18 protein-coding genes and 1 pseudogene are annotated in these 19,898 nt (G+C 61.9%); 11 read left to right on the top strand and 8 right to left on the bottom strand.

Translation table 11 applies throughout. From position 1 onward, the window contains the following. Positions 1–179 precede the first annotated feature (179 nt). Genes F758_RS0126810 through F758_RS0126795 form a run of 4 tightly spaced genes read left to right on the top strand, consistent with a single transcriptional unit; the run spans position 180 to position 4,350 of the window. Positions 180–1,301, top strand: coding sequence for an ABC transporter ATP-binding protein (locus F758_RS0126810; RefSeq protein ID WP_024510770.1), 1,122 nt, complete (start codon positions 180–182; stop codon positions 1,299–1,301). Next, positions 1,298–2,578 (top strand): ABC transporter substrate-binding protein, encoded by a 1,281-nt coding sequence (locus F758_RS0126805; RefSeq protein WP_024510769.1) that lies wholly within the window; start codon positions 1,298–1,300, stop codon positions 2,576–2,578. Before F758_RS0126810 ends, F758_RS0126805 begins: the two co-directional genes overlap by 4 nt. Positions 2,579–2,634: 56 nt before the next feature. Beyond that, positions 2,635–3,522 carry a carbohydrate ABC transporter permease gene (locus F758_RS0126800; protein WP_024510768.1) on the top strand — a complete coding sequence of 296 codons (888 nt, stop codon included), beginning with the start codon at positions 2,635–2,637 and terminating at the stop codon, positions 3,520–3,522. A gap of 15 nt (positions 3,523–3,537) precedes the next feature. Next, a complete protein-coding gene (locus F758_RS0126795) occupies positions 3,538–4,350 on the top strand; it encodes a carbohydrate ABC transporter permease (RefSeq protein ID WP_035723161.1) in 813 nt (270 codons plus the stop codon). Here F758_RS0126795 and F758_RS0126790 read toward each other — a convergent pair whose 3' ends face one another. After that, entirely contained in the window at positions 4,351–4,977 is a 627-nt protein-coding gene (locus F758_RS0126790) for a ParB-like protein (RefSeq protein WP_024510766.1), read from the bottom strand. A gap of 814 nt (positions 4,978–5,791) precedes the next feature. On the opposite strand from F758_RS0126790, the gene F758_RS0126775 reads away from it, so the two are divergent. From F758_RS0126775 to F758_RS0126750, 6 genes are all read left to right on the top strand, one after another. Further along, positions 5,792–6,136: a hypothetical protein gene (locus tag F758_RS0126775; protein WP_024510764.1), complete on the top strand. Its 345-nt coding sequence runs from the start codon at positions 5,792–5,794 to the stop codon at positions 6,134–6,136. A 207-nt stretch (positions 6,137–6,343) separates the two neighbouring features. After that, positions 6,344–6,631 carry an acyl carrier protein gene (locus tag F758_RS0126770; RefSeq protein ID WP_024510763.1) on the top strand — a complete coding sequence of 96 codons (288 nt, stop codon included), beginning with the start codon at positions 6,344–6,346 and terminating at the stop codon, positions 6,629–6,631. Positions 6,632–6,641: 10 nt separating this feature from the next. Then, positions 6,642–7,112: a 3-hydroxyacyl-ACP dehydratase FabZ family protein gene (locus tag F758_RS0126765; protein WP_024510762.1), complete on the top strand. Its 471-nt coding sequence runs from the start codon at positions 6,642–6,644 to the stop codon at positions 7,110–7,112. Next, positions 7,109–8,317, top strand: a complete 1,209-nt coding sequence (locus F758_RS0126760) for a beta-ketoacyl-ACP synthase (protein ID WP_024510761.1) — start codon at positions 7,109–7,111, stop codon at positions 8,315–8,317. Before F758_RS0126765 ends, F758_RS0126760 begins: the two co-directional genes overlap by 4 nt. 68 nt (positions 8,318–8,385) lie before the next feature. Then, the gene (locus F758_RS0126755; protein WP_024510760.1) at positions 8,386–9,663 is read left to right on the top strand and encodes a beta-ketoacyl-ACP synthase; all 1,278 of its coding nucleotides are present in this window, start codon (positions 8,386–8,388) and stop codon (positions 9,661–9,663) included. 10 nt (positions 9,664–9,673) lie between these two features. After that, positions 9,674–10,606 carry a lipid A biosynthesis lauroyl acyltransferase gene (locus F758_RS0126750; RefSeq protein WP_024510759.1) on the top strand — a complete coding sequence of 311 codons (933 nt, stop codon included), beginning with the start codon at positions 9,674–9,676 and terminating at the stop codon, positions 10,604–10,606. A 98-nt stretch (positions 10,607–10,704) separates the two neighbouring features. On the opposite strand, the gene F758_RS0126745 is transcribed toward F758_RS0126750, so the two are convergent. The 7 genes and pseudogenes from F758_RS0126745 to F758_RS0126715 form a co-directional block, all read right to left on the bottom strand. Further along, entirely contained in the window at positions 10,705–11,817 is a 1,113-nt protein-coding gene (locus tag F758_RS0126745) for a polyamine ABC transporter substrate-binding protein (RefSeq protein ID WP_035723181.1), read from the bottom strand. Further along, positions 11,817–12,995, bottom strand: a complete 1,179-nt coding sequence (locus F758_RS0126740) for an aminotransferase (RefSeq protein WP_024510757.1) — start codon at positions 12,993–12,995, stop codon at positions 11,817–11,819. Before F758_RS0126740 ends, F758_RS0126745 begins: the two co-directional genes overlap by 1 nt. 8 nt (positions 12,996–13,003) lie before the next feature. Then, positions 13,004–13,282 (bottom strand): rhodanese-like domain-containing protein, encoded by a 279-nt coding sequence (locus F758_RS0126735; protein ID WP_051387053.1) that lies wholly within the window; start codon positions 13,280–13,282, stop codon positions 13,004–13,006. Positions 13,283–13,446: 164 nt separating this feature from the next. Next, on the bottom strand, positions 13,447–15,369 hold the full coding sequence (locus F758_RS0126730) for a potassium transporter Kup (RefSeq protein ID WP_024510755.1): 1,923 nt from the start codon (positions 15,367–15,369) through the stop codon (positions 13,447–13,449). Positions 15,370–15,501: 132 nt separating this feature from the next. Beyond that, positions 15,502–17,399, bottom strand: a pseudogene (locus F758_RS44630) (potassium transporter Kup). 159 nt (positions 17,400–17,558) lie between these two features. Then, positions 17,559–18,386 (bottom strand): OmpA/MotB family protein, encoded by an 828-nt coding sequence (locus tag F758_RS0126720; protein WP_024510754.1) that lies wholly within the window; start codon positions 18,384–18,386, stop codon positions 17,559–17,561. Positions 18,387–18,422: 36 nt separating this feature from the next. Beyond that, positions 18,423–19,196 carry a motility protein A gene (locus F758_RS0126715; protein WP_024510753.1) on the bottom strand — a complete coding sequence of 258 codons (774 nt, stop codon included), beginning with the start codon at positions 19,194–19,196 and terminating at the stop codon, positions 18,423–18,425. Between the two features lie 300 nt (positions 19,197–19,496). Here F758_RS0126715 and F758_RS0126710 point away from each other — a divergent pair, with 300 nt between their 5' ends. Beyond that, complete coding sequence (locus F758_RS0126710) at positions 19,497–19,898, top strand: Hsp20/alpha crystallin family protein (RefSeq protein ID WP_024510752.1); 402 nt, start codon at positions 19,497–19,499, stop codon at positions 19,896–19,898.

Genomic DNA, 19,898 nt, shown 5'->3' with positions numbered 1-19,898 from the left:
CGGATCAGAGCTCCAGTGTGGGGTCGAAAGATCTCTGCTAGATTTTGCAGACGGGGTTGGCGAACATACTCTTGCCTCTTGCCGCGCCGCTGTGAGGAGTGAGGTCGAGCGTCACATAACATTCATACAGCATTTTTATTTGGAAGCGCCGACGTTTGTCGGCCTATTGGATTCAAATCATGGTCAGCGTCGACGTCCGATCGGTGAGCAAGGCGTGGGGCGACACGCTCGCGGTCAATGACGTCTCTTTCGCCGTCAACAAGGGCGAACTCGTCGTGCTGCTCGGACCATCGGGTTGCGGTAAATCGACCATGCTGCGCCTGATCGCGGGGCTCGAGGAGCCGACAGGAGGAGCGATTGCAATCGAGGGGCGCGATGTCCGCGGCCTGACCGGCGCCGCGCGCGGCGTCGCGATGGTGTTTCAATCTTACGCGCTGTTTCCACATTTGACCGTCGCCGACAACATCACTTTCGGTCTCTCGGTGCGCGGCATTGCACGGGCGGAGATGGCGCGACGGCTCGAGAAGATCGCAGGCCTGCTCGAGCTGAAGGCGCTGCTCAAGCGCAAGCCGGCGCAGTTGTCCGGCGGGCAGCAGCAACGCGTCGCACTCGGCCGCGCCCTGATCGCCGAGGCGCCGGTCTGCCTGCTCGACGAACCGCTGTCGAACCTCGACGCGCAGCTCCGGCAAGATCTGCGCCGCGAGATCCGCGCACTTCAGCAGCGTCTCGGCATCACCATGATCTACGTGACGCACGATCAGACCGAGGCCATGAGCATGGCCGACCGCGTCATACTGATGCGCAGCGGCCGCATCGAGCAGAACGGCCGCCCCGCAGAGCTCTACGAACGTCCGGCGACCTTGTTCACCGCCCGCTTCATCGGCGGCGCGCCGATGAATTTCCTCGACCTCGATGACGGGCCGCACGGCGCTGTGATNGCTGGGACGACGGGACCTGCGTTGCTCACGGCGTCGGGGCGCGGCCGTGTGCTGGGTTTGCGGCCGGAGGACGTGACCGTGGACAGCGTGAGCGGACGCAGCCGCCTTCATGCAACTGTCACCGCGGTCGAATATCTGGGCGCCGAGGCCCTTGTCACCTGCATGCTCGGAGAGCGCGCGATACTAGCCCGCACACGTGGCGATAGCGCCCCACCCCTTGGCGCCGCAGTCGGCCTCGTCTGGGACGCCGCGGCGGGTCATCTGTTCGACGCCGCAAGCGGGAGACGTCTCAGCGAAACCGGCGCCGGATCACTGTCGCCACAATTACACACCGTTTCCAATCAGGGAAGCATTCGCGCATGAACAGATTTGCCCGGCTTACACTTGCTGCAACACTGGCGGCCAGTTTTCTTGGCGGAGCGTCCGCGACCGAGATCACGTTTTATTATCCGATCGCGGTCGGCGGCCCGATCACCAAGGTTGTCGACGGCTATGCCGCCGAATTCAGCAAGGCGCATCCGGATATCACCGTGAAGCCGGTCTACACCGGCAGCTATCAGGACTCCATCGTCAAGGCGATGACCGCGGCCAAGGCCGGCAACGCGCCTGATGTCGCGGTGCTCTTGTCCACCGACATGTTCACCCTGATCGATAATGATCTGATCGAGCCGTATGACGCGATCGCCAAATCGGACGGCGATCAGGCCTGGATCAAGTCGTTCTATCCCGCCTTCATGGAGAACAGCCAGGCCGAGGGCCACACCTGGGGCATTCCGTTCCAGCGCTCCACCATCGTGCAATACTGGAACAAGGACGCGTTCAAGGCCGCGGGCCTCGATCCCGAGAAGCCGCCGACCACCTGGGACGAGATGGTCGCGTTCGGCAAGAAGCTGACCAAGCACGATGCCTCCGGCGCGGTGACCCAATGGGGCCTGGAAATTCCCTCCTCCGGATTTCCCTATTGGCTGTTTCAGGCGCTGACGACTCAGAACGGCGCCATCCTCGCCAATCAGGCCGGCACCAAGGTCGCCTATAACGACCCCAAGGTGGTCGAGGCGGCGCAATTCTTTGCCGACCTCAGCCAAAAATACGAGGTCATGCCGAAGGGCATCATCGATTGGGGCACGACGCCAAAGGACTTCTTCGAGGGCAAGACCGCGATGATGTGGACCACCACGGGCAACCTGACCAACGTTCGCAACAATGCCAAATTCGCCTTCGGCGTGGCGGCGATGCCCTCGAAGGTCCGCGGCGGCTCGCCAACGGGCGGCGGCAACATTTACATCTTCAAGAACAGCGATAAGGCCAAGGTGGCGGCTGCGCTGGAGTTCGCCCGCTTCCTCTCAACGCCGGAGCGCGCGGCCGACTGGGGTATCGCCACCGGCTATGTCGCAACACGCCCGGATGCCTGGGAGATCGAGGCGATGAAGAAATACGCCGCGGACTTCCCGCCGGCGGTGGTCGCGCGTGACCAGCTCAAGGATGCTGTCGCCGAACTGTCGACGCATGAGAACCAGCGCGTCACCAAGGCGCTCAACGATGCCTTGCAGGCGATCCTGACCGGCGCCAAGCCGGCGCAAGCGGCGCTCGACGAGGCGCAGGCGGAAGCCAACCGCATCCTCGCCAGCTATCAGCACTAACAAATGCAGCCGGCCGGTCGCCCTCTTTCTTCGACCGGGCGGCTCGCCATGCAGCGATGGAACGGACGAAACCGCAACTCAACATTCACGTGCAAGGCTGGCTCCTGGCGTTGCCGGCCGTCGTCTTGCTGGCGACGTTCACGCATGTGCCCGCGGTCTCGACCATCATCGACAGCTTCTTTTCGACCCCGCATGGGCGGCGTCCGGCCGTCTTTATCGGCCTCGACCAGTACCGCACCATGCTGGCCGACCCGATCTTCTGGCTGGCGCTCAAGAACAACCTGCTCTATGCGCTGATCACCGTGCCGATCGCGATTGGGCTGGCGCTGGCGATGGCGCTTTGGGTCAACGGTCGGATCAAGGGCCGCGCCGCGCTACGGCTCGCCTTCTTCACCCCCACCATTCTGCCGATGGTCGCGGCCGCCAATATCTGGCTGTTTTTCTACACGCCCGATTATGGCCTACTCAATCAGATCGGCCGACTGTTCGGGTTTGCCAGCGTCAATTGGCTCGGCAGCTCCGCAACCGCCCTGCCCGCGCTGATGGCGGTGACGATCTGGAAGGAGGCCGGCTTCTTTATGATCTTCTTCCTCGCGGCCCTGCAGCAGGTCCCGCCGGTGCTTTATGAAGCCGCGCGGATGGAGAATGCGAGACGCTGGCTCACGTTTCGCCGCATCACCTGGCCGCTTATCATGCCGACGACGCTGTTTGTGGCCATCAATGCCCTGATCAACGCGTTTCGCGTGGTCGACCAAGTGATCGCGATGACCGGCGGCGGACCGAACAACGCGACCACACTCTTGCTGTTCTACGTTTATCAGGTTGCGTTCAGCTTCTGGGACACGGCCTATGCGGCCGCGCTTTCGACCGTGCTGCTATCGGTGCTCGCGATCATCGCGATTCTGCAGTTCTTCATGCTCGACCGCAAAATTCACTATCGCTGACGAGATTTTCAGCCCATGTCCGGCCGCCTGACAAAACTCATCTCGACGATCACCGTCTGGCTGTTCGCGCTCATTTGGGCCTTGCCGCTTCTCTACGGCATCTGGGCCGCATTTCATCCATCCGCATTCGCGACCAATTTCGATCTCTTTGCGCCGCTGACATGGAAGAATTTCGAGCGCGCCTGGACCGCCGCGCCGTTTGCCCGCTATTTCCTCAACACGGTGCTGCTCGTACTCGGCATCATGGCAGCGCAATTCGTGATTTGCACGCTGGCGGCCTTTGGACTGTCGCGCTGGAAATTCTTCGGCGCCGAGCTCCTGTTCGCGCTAATCCTGGTGCAGTTGATGGTCACGCCCGACGTGCTGATCCTGGAGAACTACCGCACGCTGCAGAATCTCAATCTGATCGACACGCTGACGGGTGTCGGGCTTCCTTACGTCGCCTCGGCCTTCGGCATTTTCCTGCTGCGACAGAACTTCAAGTCGATCCCGAAGGAGCTCGACGATGCCGCGCGCGTGGAAGGCGCGAACACGCTGCAGACGATCTGGCGGCTCTATCTGCCGCTCGCACGGCCCGTCTACGTCGCCTATGGCCTGGTCTCGGTCAGCTATCACTGGAATAATTTCCTGTGGCCGCTGATCGTGACCAATTCGGTCGAGACCCGTCCCTTAACGGTCGGGTTGCAGGTGTTCGCCTCCGTCGACCAGGGCATCGATTGGTCGGTGATCTGTGCCGCCGCGCTGATGACCTCCGCGCCTCTGATGATCGCCTTCCTGCTCTTCCAACGCGCCTTCATCCAGAGTTTTCTGCGCGCCGGCATCCGTTGATCAATCGTCTCCGGCGGGTCCGCACCAACCCGGCAAATAGATGGCGTCGTGGCTCTTCGCGGCTTGCAACGCCTTTTCCATCGCGTGATCAAAATCCTGTTCGATAAGCTTGCGCGGCACGTGGCGACGCAAAAAATCCGCCCACAAAAATTCGGAGAATGGCGTCGTATCCTTGGCAAAGCCACCGGCACGGCGCAATTCGCCGGCGAGACTGCGGAACGGATCGTCCTTTAGATCACCGATCGATTTCGGCAGATCCTTAAAATGCCGCCGTTCGCCCTTGGCGTCATATGGATAGACCCATCGCTTGTTGTCCATCACGCCCCAGAAGGCGTCCTTTTCGACCATCCTCAAGTCGCCGATCACGGTCACCAGAATATCCTTGATCCCTTCATCGTGCAGGGCGCGCGCCAGATGGTGATGGTCGACCACGTAGTATCGCTCGTCCGGCCCGAACACCACCGGGATCATGTGCTTGCCGATCATCTCCTGCTGCTTCTTCGCGGATTTCTGCTCGCGGAAGCGTTTGCGCTTTTCTTTGACCTCACGCATGCCAACCGTCATCTGCGTCGGACGCAGCGACAGAATAGGGATCGGATGGACTCTGGGTTCGCGCGTGCTGTGCATGACTTTACCTCTGTGTCTGCCTGGCGAAATTGCTTGTTTGAAAATGCAGTGATTATGACATGATGGCTGACGCAAGGCCAAGACGTCAGGACGGCCCTGCAACTTGTGAGAGCTACGCGAATAATGGTGAACGGCCGCAGCGAACGTACAGTTAAGGGCCGGCCATTCATCACGACCATCGAACTCTTTACCGGCATCCTCTCGATTGATGGCCGGCCTGATCTTCGCTCCCCTCCTCCCCGGGCGAGCGCGCGGCTGTTGTTCGCCAGGAATCCGGCGATTTCGAATCATGAGGGCATGCCGATCCTGATGATCGGCTTCGCAAACGAACGCCACAGCATCATCGGCAATGCCACGCGCGGCTATAGATGCTTAAGAATGTCGTCTCCTCGCCGAGGGCCAGCCGTTTCGGCGCTTCGATGAGCTGCCGCTCTTGCGCAATGAGAGCCCTGCGCTTGCCCTGAGCCGGACGCTCATCGGGCGCTCGGCGAGAACAGCCCGCTTTACGGCGTGAGTGCCGAGGATCTTAAGGCCACCGACGCGTCGCTGGCGGTGGTAGCCTCGCGCCACGATGTGTTGCGGCGCAAACGGTCCATGCGCGAAAGTCTTGCGAGCATCATACCATCCGCTCGGTCATCGCTATGTCGATCTCCTTGGCGTCACGGAGGATGGGGCAGGTCCGCATCGACTACAGCCGGTTCCGCGGTACTTTCGAAGGCTGGTTCACTGGATTTGACGTGCCGCTCGCAACATTTTTTGTCAGCGGCGCGGCGCACGTGCTAAATAGTTGGTTAGATTTTAGGAGCCGGAAGCCGTGAAGACCCAGCGGCCGATCCCAGCAGATGACGAGCACCGCGTGCTCCCATTCCGGCCGCGTAGCGCGCTGCACTCGCCCCAGTTGCGGAACCAGTCCATGGCCGTCCAGCCGCGGCATCAGGACAACCCGCCCGAGCCGCTGGACCTGTCGCGCTACGAACGGCCGCGGCCACAACCCGACGATTTCCGCCATCGCATGCTCGCCAACATCGCCGCCTTTGCCTTTACCGTGGCGCTGACCGCGGTCGGCATCTGGCTCGCGATGAGCATCGCCGATCTGCGCAAAACCCAGGATTGCGTGCTGATGGGACGCCACGACTGCATCCGCATTTCCCCCAACTAGGACGAGCCTGCCGGCCGACGAGGGCCGAAACAGCCCCCGATTTCAGCGGATCGGGCCGTTTCCGCCTCCATTGAACTAACGGCGGCGCTCCGATATACGGGCTCTCGACTCCCGGTCGGCAGGTGAGTACAGGGCCCCTTTAGGCGCGGATCGCCCCGCCCGCCGCGCCGTTCCAGAAATTATCTCCACGATATCAAAGGCTTAGTGATGTCCTCAACATTCGATCAGGTCGCCACGATTATCGCCGAAACCTGCGACATCCCGCGCGACACGATCACGCCTGACAGCCACGCCATCGACGATCTGGGCATCGACAGCCTCGATTTTCTCGACATCGCGTTCGCCATCGACAAGGCGTTCGGGATCAAGCTGCCGCTGGAAAAATGGACCCAGGAAGTCAACGACGGCAAGGCAACGACCGAACAGTATTTTGTGTTGAAAAACCTGTGTGCGCGGATCGACGAGCTCGTCGCCGCCAAGAATGCGGGTGCCTAGCCGCGGCGCCATGCAACTCGAATATTTCCAGCTCATCGATCGCATTCTCGACCTCAATCTGGACGAGAAGACGATCACGGTCGAAGCCCAGGTTCCCAAACAGAGCACGATCTTCGAGGGGCACTTCCCGGGCTATCCGATCATGCCCGGCGTGCTTCTGATCGAGTCGATGGCACAGACCTCAGGCTGGCTCCTGCTCGCCCTGTTCAAGTTCGAGCGCATGCCGTTCCTGGCAGCCGTCAAGGAAGCCAAGATGCGCGGCTTCGTGCCGCCCGGCGAATTGCTTACGATCGAGGCCAACCTCGTGCACGAGGGCTCGGGCTACGCGATCACGGATGCCAAGATCAAAGTCGGCGGCAAACTCAGGTGCAATTCCACGATCACCTTCAGCCACGTCCCCTTCCCCAATCCGGATTTGCGCGGGCACATGGATGCCGTGGCTAAGCGGATCGGCTTTCCCCAACAGGCCCTCCAGTCATGACTGAAAGCAACTCTGCGAAGTCGGGACCAGCGGAAGTCTGGATTACCGGCATCGGCCTCGCCACCTCGCTCGGCGAGGGGCTGGATGCCAATTGGCAGGCCTTGCAGGAGCGGCGCGTCAACGTCGATGAAAGGACGTTCGCGCCTTATGTCGTTCACCCCTTTGCGCCGGTCAATTTCGACAGCCAGATCCCGAAAAAGGGCGATCAACGGCAGATGGAGGCCTGGCAGCGCATCGGGACCTATGCCGCTGGGCTAGCGCTGGACTCCGCGGGCGTGAAGGGCAACAAGGAGATCCTCTCCCGCATGGACATGATCGTGGCTGCCGGCGGCGGCGAGCGCGATCTCGCGGTCGATGAGGGCATCCTCACTGCCCAGGCCAAGGGCAACGTCGCGCCCAACTTTCTCAACGAACGGCTGATGGGCGATTTGCGACCGACGCTGTTCCTGGCGCAACTGTCCAACCTGCTCGCCGGCAACATCGCAATCGTCCATGGCGTCACCGGGACATCGCGGACCTTCATGGGCGAAGAGACCGCCGCGGTCGATGCAGCGCGCATTGCACTGGCCCGTATCGTCGACGGCCAGAGCGACATCGCGCTGATCGGCGGCGCGCAGAACGGCGAACGCAAGGACCTGCTCGTCCTGTACGAGTTCGGCGGCTTTAATCTGAAGGAGCAGTTTGCGCCGATCTGGACACGCACGGGGCATCCCGGATTCGCGCTGGGCTCTGCCGGGGCGTTCGTGGTTCTGGAGTCCAAGGCGCATGCACAGGCGCGCGGTGCAAGGCCCTTTGCCCGCCTGACCGGCGTCGTCGGTGATCATGCGCGCCGCAAGGAGCCCGGCCAGATCACCCACTCGCTCGAAGCGCTGTGGTCAAAGCTGAACGTGACCAGCGACAAGGTCGCCGTCATTACCGGCGCGACCGGCGCCGAGCCCGCGACCTCCGAGGAACGCGCGTTCCTCGCCGCGCATTCCGGCCACGCCATTCGGGCGACCGGAACGGCGTTTGGCCACACGATGGAGGCGCAATTCCCGATCGGGCTTGCACTGGCGGCGCTGTCGATCTCGCGCGGGACGCTGTTTCCACCTAACGATTCCAGCGGCTTTGAGATTGAAATGTCGACGCCGCCGACCCAGATTGTAGTGGTTGGGACCGGCCACTGGCGAGGCGAAGGCATGGCCCTGGTCGAAGCGATCAGCTAGAGCGGACTCGGAGACCTGGGTGGCAGTTCTCCGAGAAGATCGATCACACGGCGCTGGCGGGGGATACGATGACAGCACCACGCGATAAATTCGGAAGGCCGATCGTTGTCGTCACCGGCATGGGCGTGGTGACCTCGCTGGGCGCGGGCAAAACCGACAATTGGAAAAAGCTCACCGGCGGTGAATCCGGCATTCGCACCATTTCGCGCTTTCCGATCGACGGCTTGCGGACGACGATGGCCGGGACGGTCGATTTCGTGCCGGTCGAGCCGTTTTCATCGACCGATCTTTCCGAACGCCTGGCCGACCTCGCCGCCGAAGAAGCCATCGCCCAGGCCAGAATCGGAAATACCGGCGATTTTCCCGGTCCGCTGTTTCTGGCGAACGCGCCGATCGAACTCGAATGGCCGCAGCGCGATGAGATCGCACGCGTTATCGGCAAGAGCGAAATCACCTACAGCGATATGCTGCGGGTCAGCGGCGGCGGAAAATTCACGCCGTGGCATCGCCGTTTCCTGTTCGGATCGGTGTCCGATCACCTCGCGGAACGCTTTGGCACCAAGGGCTCGCCGATCTCGCTCTCGACCGCCTGCGCATCAGGCGCGACCGCGATTCAGCTTGGCGTCGAGGCGATCCGCCGCGGCGAAACCGATGCTGCGCTCTGTGTTGCCACCGAAGGCTCGGTCAATCCGGAAGCGCTGATCCGCTTTTCGCTGCTCTCGGCCCTGTCCACCCAGAACAATCCACCACAGGCCGCTTCAAAGCCATTCTCGAAGAACCGTGATGGTTTTGTCATGGCCGAAGGCGCCGGCGCGCTGGTGCTCGAGAGCTACGAGGCGGCCACCGCGCGCGGCGCGAAGATCCTCGGCGTCATCGCCGGCTGCGGCGAGCTGACCGATTCCTTCCATCGCACACGCTCGAGCCCCGACGGCAAGCCGATCATCGGCTGCGTGCGCAAGGCGCTGGCCGATGCGGGCATGGAGCCCGAACAGATCGACCACATCAACGCCCACGGCACCGCGACTCCGGAAAACGACAAGATGGAGTATATCGGCATCTCGACCGTGTTCGGCGAGCGCGCCAAACAGATTCCGATCTCGTCCAACAAGTCGATGGTCGGCCACACCATTTCGGCGGCCGGCGCTGTGGAAGCCATCTTCTCGATCCTGACGCTGGAGCATCAGCGGATCCCGCCGACGATCAATTACGAGGTTCCGGACCCGGCCATCCCCTTCGACGTGGTGCCGAACAAGGCGCGCGACGCGAAGGTCACCGCGGTGATGTCGAACTCCTTCGGCTTTGGTGGCCAGAACGCCTCGCTGATCCTGACGCGCGAACCGGCCTGACCCGGACCTGATGCCTTCACTGCTCGTTCGCACCAAGGCCGGGCTTGGCCGCGCAGCCAAACCGCTCGGCGAAGCCGTTGTCGGTGCACTCACCGTCGCCCTGCTGCGGACCACCCGCTATTTCGATCCGGACAAGACGGCTGACGCCTTCGGCCGCATCGCCTGCCTGATCGGGCCTCTGCTGCGCGAGCAGCGCATCGGCCGCGCCAATCTCACCGCAGCCTTCCCGGAAAAATCGCCACAGGAGATAGAGGAAATCCTCGCCGGCGTCTGGGACAACCTCGGGCGGATCGGAGCCGAGTTCGCCCACCTCGATCACATCTGGGATTTCGAGGAAGAATACCCCGAAAACGGCCGCATCGAGCTTGCACCGGGCACGCGTACGCTGTTCCATCAGCTCAGACTCGACGGCAAGCCGGCGTTGATCTTCGCAAGCCACCTCGCCAATTGGGAGTTGCCGGCGCTCGCCGCCGTGGCTCATGGCCTCGATGCCGCGATCCTCTACCGCAAGCCCAACATCGCCTCCGCGGACCGTATCATTCAGGAGATCCGGCAAGTAAAAATGGGGACGCTGATCCCTGCCGGGCGCGATGCGCCGCTACGACTGGCCGAAGCGCTCAAGCGCGGCCAGCATGTCGCAATGCTGGTCGACCAGTATCTTGGCAGCGGTGTCGAAGTCACCTTTTTCGGTCGCAAGACCCGCGCCAATCCAACGCTCGCGCGTCTGCTGCGGCAGGTCGAATGCCCCGTCCACGGCGTGCGCATCATCCGCCTGCCCAACTATCGCTTCCGCGCCGAACTGTCAGAGGAAGTCAAACCGGTGCGCGACGAAAAGGGCCAGATCGACATCCAGGGCACGATGCAGGCTGTCACCTCCGTGGTCGAAGGCTGGATCCGCGAGCATCCAGAGCAGTGGTTGTGGCTGCACCGGAGATGGCGGTAGCTGTTTTGCGGAGTCATTCCGTGGCGCGCGAAAGCGCGAAACCGGAACCTCGAGATTCCGGGTTCGATGCTCCGTATCGCCCGGAATGACGGCTTGCTTCACCGCCCTGTCTTCACCCGTGTCCACAGCCGGTTGATGATCCGCTGTGCCGCCGGATCGCGGGCCGTAATGACGAACAGCTTCGAGAGCGTCGCCTCGTCCGGATAGATGTTCTTGTCGTCGAAAATCTTCGGATCGATCAGCTTCTGGCTGGCCAGATTGCCGTTGGCATAGGACAGGAAATTCGAATTCTTGGCGGCGACGTCGGGCCGGTAGAGATAGTTGATCAGCTCATAGGCTTCGGCCACGTGTTGTGCGTCGGCAGGGATCGCGAGGTTGTCGAAGAACATCTGCGCGCCCTCTTTCGGGATGGAATAGCCGATCTCGATGCCGTTCTTTGATTCCGCGGCGCGGCTGCGCGCCTGCATGATGTCGCCCGACCAGCCCACGACCAGGCAGATTTCTCCCGTCGCGAGCGCGCTCAAATATTCCGATGAATGAAACTTGCGGACATAGGGCCGGACCTTGCTGACAAGCTCGGCAGCCTTCTCCAGGTCCGCCTGCTTGGTCGAGTTCGGATCGAGGCCGAGATAACCGAGCGCAGCGGGAAAAATATCGTCCGCCGAGTCCAGCATGTGCACGCCGCAATCCCTGAACTTGGCGAGATTCTCGGGCTTGAACACTATGTCCCAGCTATCGATGTTGCCGTCGGGGCCAAGGATCTCCTTCGCCTTCTGGACATTGTAGCCGATGCCGGTGGTGCCCCACATGTAGTTGACGGCATAGACATTGCCTGGATCGTAAGTCGCCAGATGCTGCGTCACGAAGGGCCACGCATTAGCGAGGTTCGGCAGCTTCGACTTGTCGAGCTTCTGGAACACATTCGCCTTGATCTGCCGCTGCAGGAAATAGGCGGTGGGCACAACGACATCGTAACCCGACTTGCCCGCAAGCAGCCGCGTCTCCAAGGTCTCGTTGGCGTCGAACGTGTCGTAGACGACCTTGATACCGGTCTCCTTGGTAAAATTCTCCAGGACGTCCGGCGCCATATAGTTCGACCAATTGTAGAAATTGACCGTGCGCTCCTCTGCTTTGGCCGATGGAGACACAAACGCGGCTGCGATGAGAATCGCAACCGCGCAGTTGATACGAAACCGGCCCGAGCCTTTCATCATGCGCTCACATGTTTCCGGCGACGCACCGCGTCCGCAAGACGCTCCAGCGCGGTATCCAGCGTTGCGTCCTTCTTGGCGAAACAGAACCGCACCACCGACGTCACCGCATCCTGTTCGTAGAAGGCCGAGACCGGGATAGCCGCCACCTTGTAGTCGGTGACGATGCGCCGGCAGAATGCTTCGTCGGTCTCGTTGAGGCCCAGAGGCGAGAGGTCGACGGTGAGGAAATAGGTGCCTTGCGAGCGTAAGACGGGGAAGCCTAGGCTCTTCAATCCTTCTGTGAGCCGGTCGCGGCTGCGCGCCAAGTCTTTCCGCATGTCGAAGAAATATTCGTCCGGCTTGGAGAGGCCGTAGGCCACCGCGACCTGCAGATTGGGCGCGGTGGTGAAGGTGAGAAACTGGTGGACTTTGGCGGCGACGCGCAAGAGCGGCGGCGCGGCGCAGACAAAGCCGATCTTCCAGCCCGTGAGCGAGAAGATCTTGCCCGCCGAGCCGACCTTGATGGTGCGGTCGCGCATGCCGGGAATCGTGATCAGCGGAATGTGCTCGCGGCCGTCGAAGATGACGTGCTCCCAGACCTCGTCGCAGATCGCGATGGTGTCGAACTCCTGGCAGAAGCGTGCGAGAAGCTCGAGGTCCTCGCGCGGATAGACCACGGCGGCCGGGTTGAGCGGATTGTTGAGCAGCACCGCCTTGGTCTTGCGGTTAAACGCGCCGCGCAGCATCTCCTCCGAGAGCCGCCAATGCGGCGGTTCGAGCCTAAGCAGCCGCGGGATGCCGCCGGCCTGGCGAATGATCGGCAGGTAGGAATCATAGACCGGCTGGAAGACGATGACCTCATCCCCGGGCTCGACCACGGCGAGGATCGCCGAGGTCAGCGCCTCGGTGCCGCCCGATGTGACCATCACTTCGGTCATCGGATCGAGCTTGAGGCCATGCCAGTGCCCGTAATGGCTGGCGATCGCCTGACGCAGCTCCGGGATCCCCATCATCGACGGGTATTGATTATAGCCGTTGACGACAGCGTCAGCAGCGGCGCGGCGGATGTCCTCCGGGCCCGGATCGTCCGGAAAGCCCTGGCCGAGATTGATGGCGTTGTTGTCGCGCGCAAGCTGCGACATGGCCTCGAAAATCGTGACGGGAAGATCCGCAAAGACCTTGTTCATGGACGTCATGGCAGGGCTCAGCCGGCGGTCTTGGTCGGCAGCCCTGCCGCTTTCCAGCCGAGGATTCCGCCGGCCAGATGCTTATCGTAAGGAAGCCCGGCGGCCTGCGCCGCAAGCGATGCGGTTACTGAGCGTTTGCCGGAACGACAGGCGAAAACCACCTGCTTGCCCTGCGGATCGGGAATCTCTTGCGGATCGAAGGTCGAGAGCGGAACCACCACACCACCGGGATAGGCCTCCACAGCCACCTCATTGGGCTCACGGACGTCGACGAGCAGGTAACGCCCGTCCGCCATACCCTGCGACACCTCTTGCGGCGTCAAATCCTGTACCCTGTGGTCCGCCACGCACTTCCTCCGACAACTTCATCCACGCGCGAACGAGCCTCACGCGCGTCGCAACCTCGCCCCTAACGGGACAAAAATCAAGCGCCACAAGCGCTTAGGGGGACGACCGAAACCTAGATCGTGATCTGGGTGCCAACCTCGACCACGCGCCCGCTGGGGATCTGAAAGTAGTCGGTGGCGTCGTTCGCCGTGCGGCTCAGCGCGATGAACAAATGGTCCTGCCAGCGCGGCATGCCGGAATGCGCGGCTGGTTTCAACGCGCGGCGAGACAAGAAGAACGAGGTCGACATGATGTCGAACTGCCAGCCGAGCTTGCGCGCGATCGCGAGCGCCTTGGGCACGTTGGGCGTTTCCATGAAACCGAAGCGCAGCGTTACCTTCGAGAAGGTCGGACTGATCTGCTCCAGCCGGACCCGTTCGGCCGGGTCGACCCGCGGCCTCTGCGCGGACTCGATGGTGAGAATGACGTTCTTTTCATGCAGCACCTTATAATGCTTCAAGCTGTGCATGAGCGCGGTCGGCGCGCTGACGGGATCGCTGGTGAGGAACACGGCGGTGCCGGGTACGCGCTGCGGGGGCTTCTTTTCCAGCATGGCAACGAGATCGGCGAGCGGGAATTCCAGCTTGCGCGACTTCTCGAACAACAGCCGGCTGCCGCGGCGCCATGTATACATCAGCAGCATTACCGTGCCGCCGAGCGCAAGCGGCACCCACCCGCCTTCAAACACCTTGAGCAAATTCGCGGCCAGGAAGGTGAGATCCAGGAACAGGAACGGCGCGATCAGCGCGGCAGCGGCCACGATCGACCAGCGCCACACCCGCCAAATCACCACAAAGCCCATCATCGCGGTGACCACCATGGTCCCCGTCACCGAGATGCCGTAGGCGGACGCCAGGGCGCTCGATGATTTGAACATCAGCACGAGCAGCATCACCAGCACGAACAGAAGCGTGTTGACGCGCGGCATGAAGATCTGACCGGACTGAGATTCCGAGGTGTGGCGGATTTCAAAGCGCGGCAACAGGCCAAGTTGAATCGCCTGGCGCGTCAGCGAATAGGCCCCCGTGATGACCGCCTGGCTCGCGATCACGGTCGCGACCGTCGCAAGCGCGACCATCGGCAGCAGCGCCCAATCCGGAAACATCAGGAAGAACGGGTTCTCGACCGCCTTGGGATCGACGATCACAAGCGCGCCCTGTCCCAGATAATTGGCTGCCAGCGACGGCAGCACAATGAACAGCCAGGCGGTCTGGATCGGCCGCTTGCCGAAATGGCCGAGGTCGGCATAGAGCGCTTCCGCGCCGGTCACCGCGAGGAATACCGCGCCCAAGGTGACAAACCCGATCATGCCATGATGCAGCATGAAGGAGACGGCATAGAGCGGATTGAGCGCGTACAGCACCTCTGGGTACCGCGTGATCGCCACGATGCCACCAATTCCGATGACGGCGAACCAAACCAGCATGATCGGTCCGAAGAACGCCGCCACCCGCGCGGTGCCGCGCGACTGTACGGCAAACAGCGCCATCAGGATCACGACCGTGATCGGAACCACGTAGGGGTCGAGCGACGAGGTGACGAGCTTGATACCTTCGATCGCCGACAAGACCGACAGCGCTGGCGTGATCACCGCGTCGCCGTAAAACAGCGCGCCGCTGATGATACCGAGCAGGACGATCGTACCGACCGTCTTGGCGACCCCGCGCTGCGCCAGCGCCATCAGCGCGAGCGTGCCGCCCTCGCCGTGGTTATCCGCGCGCAGCAGAATCACCACGTATTTGAGGGTCACCACGATAATCAACGCCCAGAGGATGAGCGAGATGACGCCCATCACGGCTTGCGTGGTCGCGGTACCGCCGTTGCTCGCGGCAACGACCGCCTCGCGCAACGCGTACAGCGGGCTGGTACCGATGTCGCCATAGACGACACCAATGCTACCCAGCGTCAACGCGGCGAAGCCAGCCGTCGAATGGGTATCGCCATGCCCGGTCACCGCCACCGTTTCCGGGGCCCGAGCTGCAGCATCGGTTGTCATGAAATGTTGTGCCTCAAAAATGCTTCACTGCGCACAATGCAAAGCGGCCGGCATATAGTCTTGCGTTGGGAGCATAGCCTAGGGCGATTTTGCAGGCTACACCATGCAAAAATGCATACCTTCTGCTCTGCCCTAGATGGAGACTTGGGTGCCAACTTCAACCACCCGTCCCGTCGGAATCTGGAAGTAATCGGTAGCATCGTTGGCCGACCGGCTCATGGCAATGAAAAGGTGATCTTGCCAACGCGGCATTCCCGACTGGCTGGACGCCTTCAACGCGCGCCGCGAGACGAAAAACGAAGTCGACATGATGTCGAATTGCCACCCGAGCTTGCGCGCGATCGCAAGCGCCCTGGGCACGTTGGCGATTCCATAAAGCCGAAGCGCAAGCGCACCTTTGTAAACTTGCTGCTGACCGTCTCGATCGAGACACGCTCGGAGGGATCGACACGCGGCGTCTGCGCTGTCTCGATCGTGAGGATCACATTGTGCTCATGCAGGACTTTGTTGTGCTTGAGATTGTGCAGCAGTGCCGTCGGGACGAAATTCGGATCGCTGGTGAGAAACACTGCGGTACCCTTCACCACGTGAGGTGGCCGTTTTTCAAGGCTCTTGATCAGGTCGTCGAGCGGCACTTCGATGCGCCGGGTCTTGACGATGAGGATGGCCGTGCCGCGGCGCCAAGTCCAGATCATCACGGCCATCGTGCTGCCGAACAATAGCGGCACCCAGGCGCCCTCGAACAGCTTCAAGAGATTGGCAGCGAAAAAAGTCGTATCCACCGTCACGAAGGGAATGATGACAGCGCCGGCGACCGCGGCGCGCCAGTTCCACAACTGCCAGATCACCACGAACCCCATAATGCCGTCCGCGACCATCGTCGTGGAAACAGCAATGCCGTATGCGGATGCCAGTCCGCTCGAGGTCCGAAACATCAGGACAAGCAGCATCACCCCAATCAGAAGCAGCCTGTTCACGCGCGGAAGGTAGATCTGTCCGGCATGCGTCTCGGACGTGTAGCGAACCTCGAACCGCGGCAACAGGCCCAGTTGCACCGCTTGGCGCATGAGCGAATAGGCTCCGGTAATCACCGCCTGGCTCGCAATCACCGTCGCGGCGGTCGCCAGGACGATGAGTGGCAGCAGCAATATCTCGGGAACCATGAGGTAGAAGGAATTCTCGACTGCCGCAGGATTGGAAAGGACAAGCGCGCCCTGCCCGAAATAGTTGATGAGAAGCGCGGGCAGCACGAGATAGAGCCATGCGGATTGAATCGGCCTGCGGCCAAAATGGCCCAGGTCGGCATAGAGAGCTTCGCCTCCGGTCACTGCCAGGAACACGGCACCCAACGTGACCAGCCCAACGGTTCCGTGGGTCAACAGAAATCGGATGCCGTATAACGGATTGATCACGGTCAGCACGGACGGATCATCGCTGATGTGGATGAGGCCTATGGCCGCCAAGCTCAAGAACCACGCGATCATGACCGGGCCGAAGGCGGAGGCGACGCGCGAAGTCCCGCTGCTCTGGACAGAAAACAGCACGAACAGAATGAAGACGGTCAGCGGCACCACGTAATGCTCGAGCGCCGGAGCGGCGAGCTTGAGACCTTCGACGGCCGAGAGCACCGAGATGGCCGGCGTGATCATGGAATCGCCGATGAACATCGATGCTCCGATGACACCGAGCGACAGCAGAAACAGGCTGGGTTTTCCCAACGCGCGCTGCCCGAGTGCCATCAGCGAAAGCGTGCCGCCTTCTCCGTTATTGTCGGCCCGCAGCAACAGCAGCACATATTTTGCGGTCACGACAATCAGAAGCGCCCAAAGGATCAGCGACAGCACGCCAAGCACGATGACACGGCTTACCGGCTGCCCTTGAGCTGCACCGGCGACGGCCTCGCGGAAAGCGTAGAGCGGCGATGTGCCGATATCGCCGAATACGACGCCGACGCTCCCTAGCATCAGGGCCCAAAAGCTCGATGTGGCCGGACCTTCATGAGCTTCGGTGGATGTGACGCTGACGGCCATGATCCGGCAGAAACACCTTGGACGGCAGATTTGATCCGAACAGGCTATCGAGAACTCAGAGCGGACAGAGACGTAACGGAATCGAGCGACGCCGCGTGCGTCCTTACGCGACTCCAGGCCGAAGGGCAGAGGTAAAATAGTATTGGTAATGTAAGGCGGTTACGGCTTCAGATCGGGCGGCAGGGCTGGATCCTCGCGCATCAGCGTGATGGTGACGCGACGGTTGGCCGCAAGCGAGGGATCGTCAGGAAAGAGCGGCTGGGTATCAGCCTTACCGGCCACCGAATAAATGTGAGAGACGGGCAGCCCCTCGTGCTCCAGGATCTGGCGCACGGCGTTGGCGCGATCGGCCGATAGATCGAAGGGGCCGTAGTCGCCGCGCGAGGGAACGAGTCCGGCCGCGGTGTGGCCGACGATGGAAATGCGCAACGGCGTCTGCTTGAGCGGAATGGCAAGCTTTTCGATCAGCCGCCGGGTGCGCTCGTACGGCTCCTTGGAACCGTCGGCGAACATCGACCGGCCATCCTGGTCCACGATCTCCAGGTTCAGGCCCTGCTTGGTTTCCTCGAACATGACGTGTTTGGAGATTTCGGTGAGCTCCGGCATGTCCTGCAGGGCCTGACGAAGAGAGGCCGAGGCGAGCGCAAATTCGCGGTCGATCTTGGTCTTCGCACCGACCGCCCGCTTGTTCTCATCCTCCGGGGCCGGGTTGTTGGAAGCCTCCTCCGGCGGGATATGATCGAGGTTCTTCGCCTTGGGGCGCGTCGGCAGGCCGTCGGATTCGATCATGCCCGAATAACGCGACTGCGTCTGCACGCCGAAGGCATCACGCATCGAACCCGCGACGATCTTGAGCTTTGCCGCGTCCTGGGTGGAGAAGGCGACGAGCATCACGAAGAAGCTCATCATCAAGCCCATGAGGTCGGCAAAGGTCACGAACCAGCCGTGGCCGCCACCATGCGCTTCGCCGCGTTTCTTCTTGGCCATGCCTCCAGCTCCGCCTCAAGCTCTCGGATCGGTGCTTTAGGCCGGCACCGGCTCGCCTTCCTCATGGCGAAGTTTCTCCGGCAGATAGGCGAGCAGCATCTCGCGCACCAAGGCCGGGCTCTTGGAATCGCGGATCATCAGGATGCCGTCGATGATCAGGGTGCGGTTGGTTTCTTCGTCGAGCAGCTTGCCATGCAGCTTGTCGGCGATCGGCAGACAGATCAGGTTTGCGAGCACCGCGCCGTACAGCGTCGCCAGCAGCGCCGTCGCCATATAGGGGCCGAGCTTGGAAGGATCGGTCATGTTGGCAAACATCTGCACCATGCCGATGAGCGTGCCGACCATCCCGAAGGCCGGCGCACAGTCGCCGATCGCGCGGTAGATCTTGCTGCCCTCGTCCAGATGCATCAGAAAATTGTCGCGATCGCGCTCGAGATTGTCGCGGATGAATTCGAGGTCATAACCGTCGGCGACGTAGCGGATGCCTTTGGCGAGGAACGGCTCGTCGGTCTCGACCTTCTCCAGGCCGACCGGCCCCTGCTTGCGCGCGATCTCCGCGATGCGCGCTAGCTCGTCAACGAGGTCGCGGGCCGAGAGCCGGCTCATCGTGAACGCGTACTTCAAGCCAAGCGGCAGGCCGTGCAGGATCACGCCGAGCGGAAAGCGGATCATTGTCGCCGAGATCGAGCCGCCGAAGATGATGATGACCGCGTGGTCGCTGACGAAAATGCCGAGGTCGCCGCCCAGCAACATCAACGTTGCGATGACAATGGTGCCGGCTACCAGGCCTGCGCCTGTCATGATATCCATAGGACACTCCAACGCGTACGCGAACAGCCGCCATCCTGGACGGCCCGCAGCCCGTTTTGAGCCGCGCTTGGAGACCCTAAAACGGCCGCCATTAAAGACGCGTAAAGGTTAAACCGAGGCGAGATCGCAGCGTATGGCTATCTGGCGCATAGGTCGCAGCGAATGGAGCCCAGTCGGGATACATGGGCGTGACTTAGAGGTTCTGCTAACCATATAAGGGTCGGTATCTCCTGGCGGATTAGCAACCCGCTGTTTCCGGATGAGTTTTCAAACCAGCCAGCGGCGGTAGCGAGGCAGCCAATGTCAAACAAGGATCCCCTCAACTGGATGCTGTCGGAAGCCATCGGTTCGCTGGCGCGTGCCGAGCGGCTACGCCAGCAGTTCTTTGTGCTGCAGTCGGCCGGCCCGCGGGAGACCTGCTGGGAACCGCCGATCGATGTGCTGGAGACCGACAAGGAGTTGCTGATCCTCGTGGCTCTGCCCGGCGTCGACCCCGAACAGGTCGAAGCTGTCATCCAGGACGGAGTGCTCGTGATCAGCGGGCACCGAACACTGCCGGCGGAGTTACGCAATGCCCGGATCCATCGGCTTGAGCTGCCGCAAGGCCAATTTGAGCGGCGCATTGCATTGCCAGTGGGGCGGTATGCCGTGAGCCGCTTCGCGGTGAACGGCTGCATCGCAGTCCGCCTTGCGAAATCTTGA

The sequence above is a fragment of the Bradyrhizobium sp. ARR65 genome (assembly GCF_000472385.1).
In the GTDB taxonomy this organism is placed as follows: Bacteria; Pseudomonadota; Alphaproteobacteria; order Rhizobiales; family Xanthobacteraceae; genus Bradyrhizobium.
This window is presented reverse-complemented; position numbering and strand designations above follow the sequence as displayed.

What these genes read in the sequence shown, in the direction of transcription:
- F758_RS0126805 (WP_024510769.1), top strand. Translation starts at nt 1,298, where the DNA reads ATGAACAGATTTGCCCGGCTTACACTTGCTGCAACACTGGCGGCCAGT.
- F758_RS0126800 (WP_024510768.1), top strand. Translation starts at nt 2,635, where the DNA reads ATGGAACGGACGAAACCGCAACTCAACATTCACGTGCAAGGCTGGCTC.
- F758_RS0126795 (WP_035723161.1), top strand. Translation starts at nt 3,538, where the DNA reads ATGTCCGGCCGCCTGACAAAACTCATCTCGACGATCACCGTCTGGCTG.
- F758_RS0126790 (WP_024510766.1), bottom strand. Translation starts at nt 4,977, where the DNA reads ATGCACAGCACGCGCGAACCCAGAGTCCATCCGATCCCTATTCTGTCG.
- F758_RS0126770 (WP_024510763.1), top strand. Translation starts at nt 6,344, where the DNA reads ATGTCCTCAACATTCGATCAGGTCGCCACGATTATCGCCGAAACCTGC.
- F758_RS0126765 (WP_024510762.1), top strand. Translation starts at nt 6,642, where the DNA reads ATGCAACTCGAATATTTCCAGCTCATCGATCGCATTCTCGACCTCAAT.
- F758_RS0126760 (WP_024510761.1), top strand. Translation starts at nt 7,109, where the DNA reads ATGACTGAAAGCAACTCTGCGAAGTCGGGACCAGCGGAAGTCTGGATT.
- F758_RS0126755 (WP_024510760.1), top strand. Translation starts at nt 8,386, where the DNA reads ATGACAGCACCACGCGATAAATTCGGAAGGCCGATCGTTGTCGTCACC.
- F758_RS0126750 (WP_024510759.1), top strand. Translation starts at nt 9,674, where the DNA reads ATGCCTTCACTGCTCGTTCGCACCAAGGCCGGGCTTGGCCGCGCAGCC.
- F758_RS0126745 (WP_035723181.1), bottom strand. Translation starts at nt 11,817, where the DNA reads ATGAAAGGCTCGGGCCGGTTTCGTATCAACTGCGCGGTTGCGATTCTC.
- F758_RS0126740 (WP_024510757.1), bottom strand. Translation starts at nt 12,995, where the DNA reads ATGACGTCCATGAACAAGGTCTTTGCGGATCTTCCCGTCACGATTTTC.
- F758_RS0126735 (WP_051387053.1), bottom strand. Translation starts at nt 13,282, where the DNA reads ATGGCGGACGGGCGTTACCTGCTCGTCGACGTCCGTGAGCCCAATGAG.
- F758_RS0126730 (WP_024510755.1), bottom strand. Translation starts at nt 15,369, where the DNA reads ATGACAACCGATGCTGCAGCTCGGGCCCCGGAAACGGTGGCGGTGACC.
- F758_RS0126720 (WP_024510754.1), bottom strand. Translation starts at nt 18,386, where the DNA reads ATGGCCAAGAAGAAACGCGGCGAAGCGCATGGTGGCGGCCACGGCTGG.
- F758_RS0126715 (WP_024510753.1), bottom strand. Translation starts at nt 19,196, where the DNA reads ATGGATATCATGACAGGCGCAGGCCTGGTAGCCGGCACCATTGTCATC.
- F758_RS0126710 (WP_024510752.1), top strand. Translation starts at nt 19,497, where the DNA reads ATGTCAAACAAGGATCCCCTCAACTGGATGCTGTCGGAAGCCATCGGT.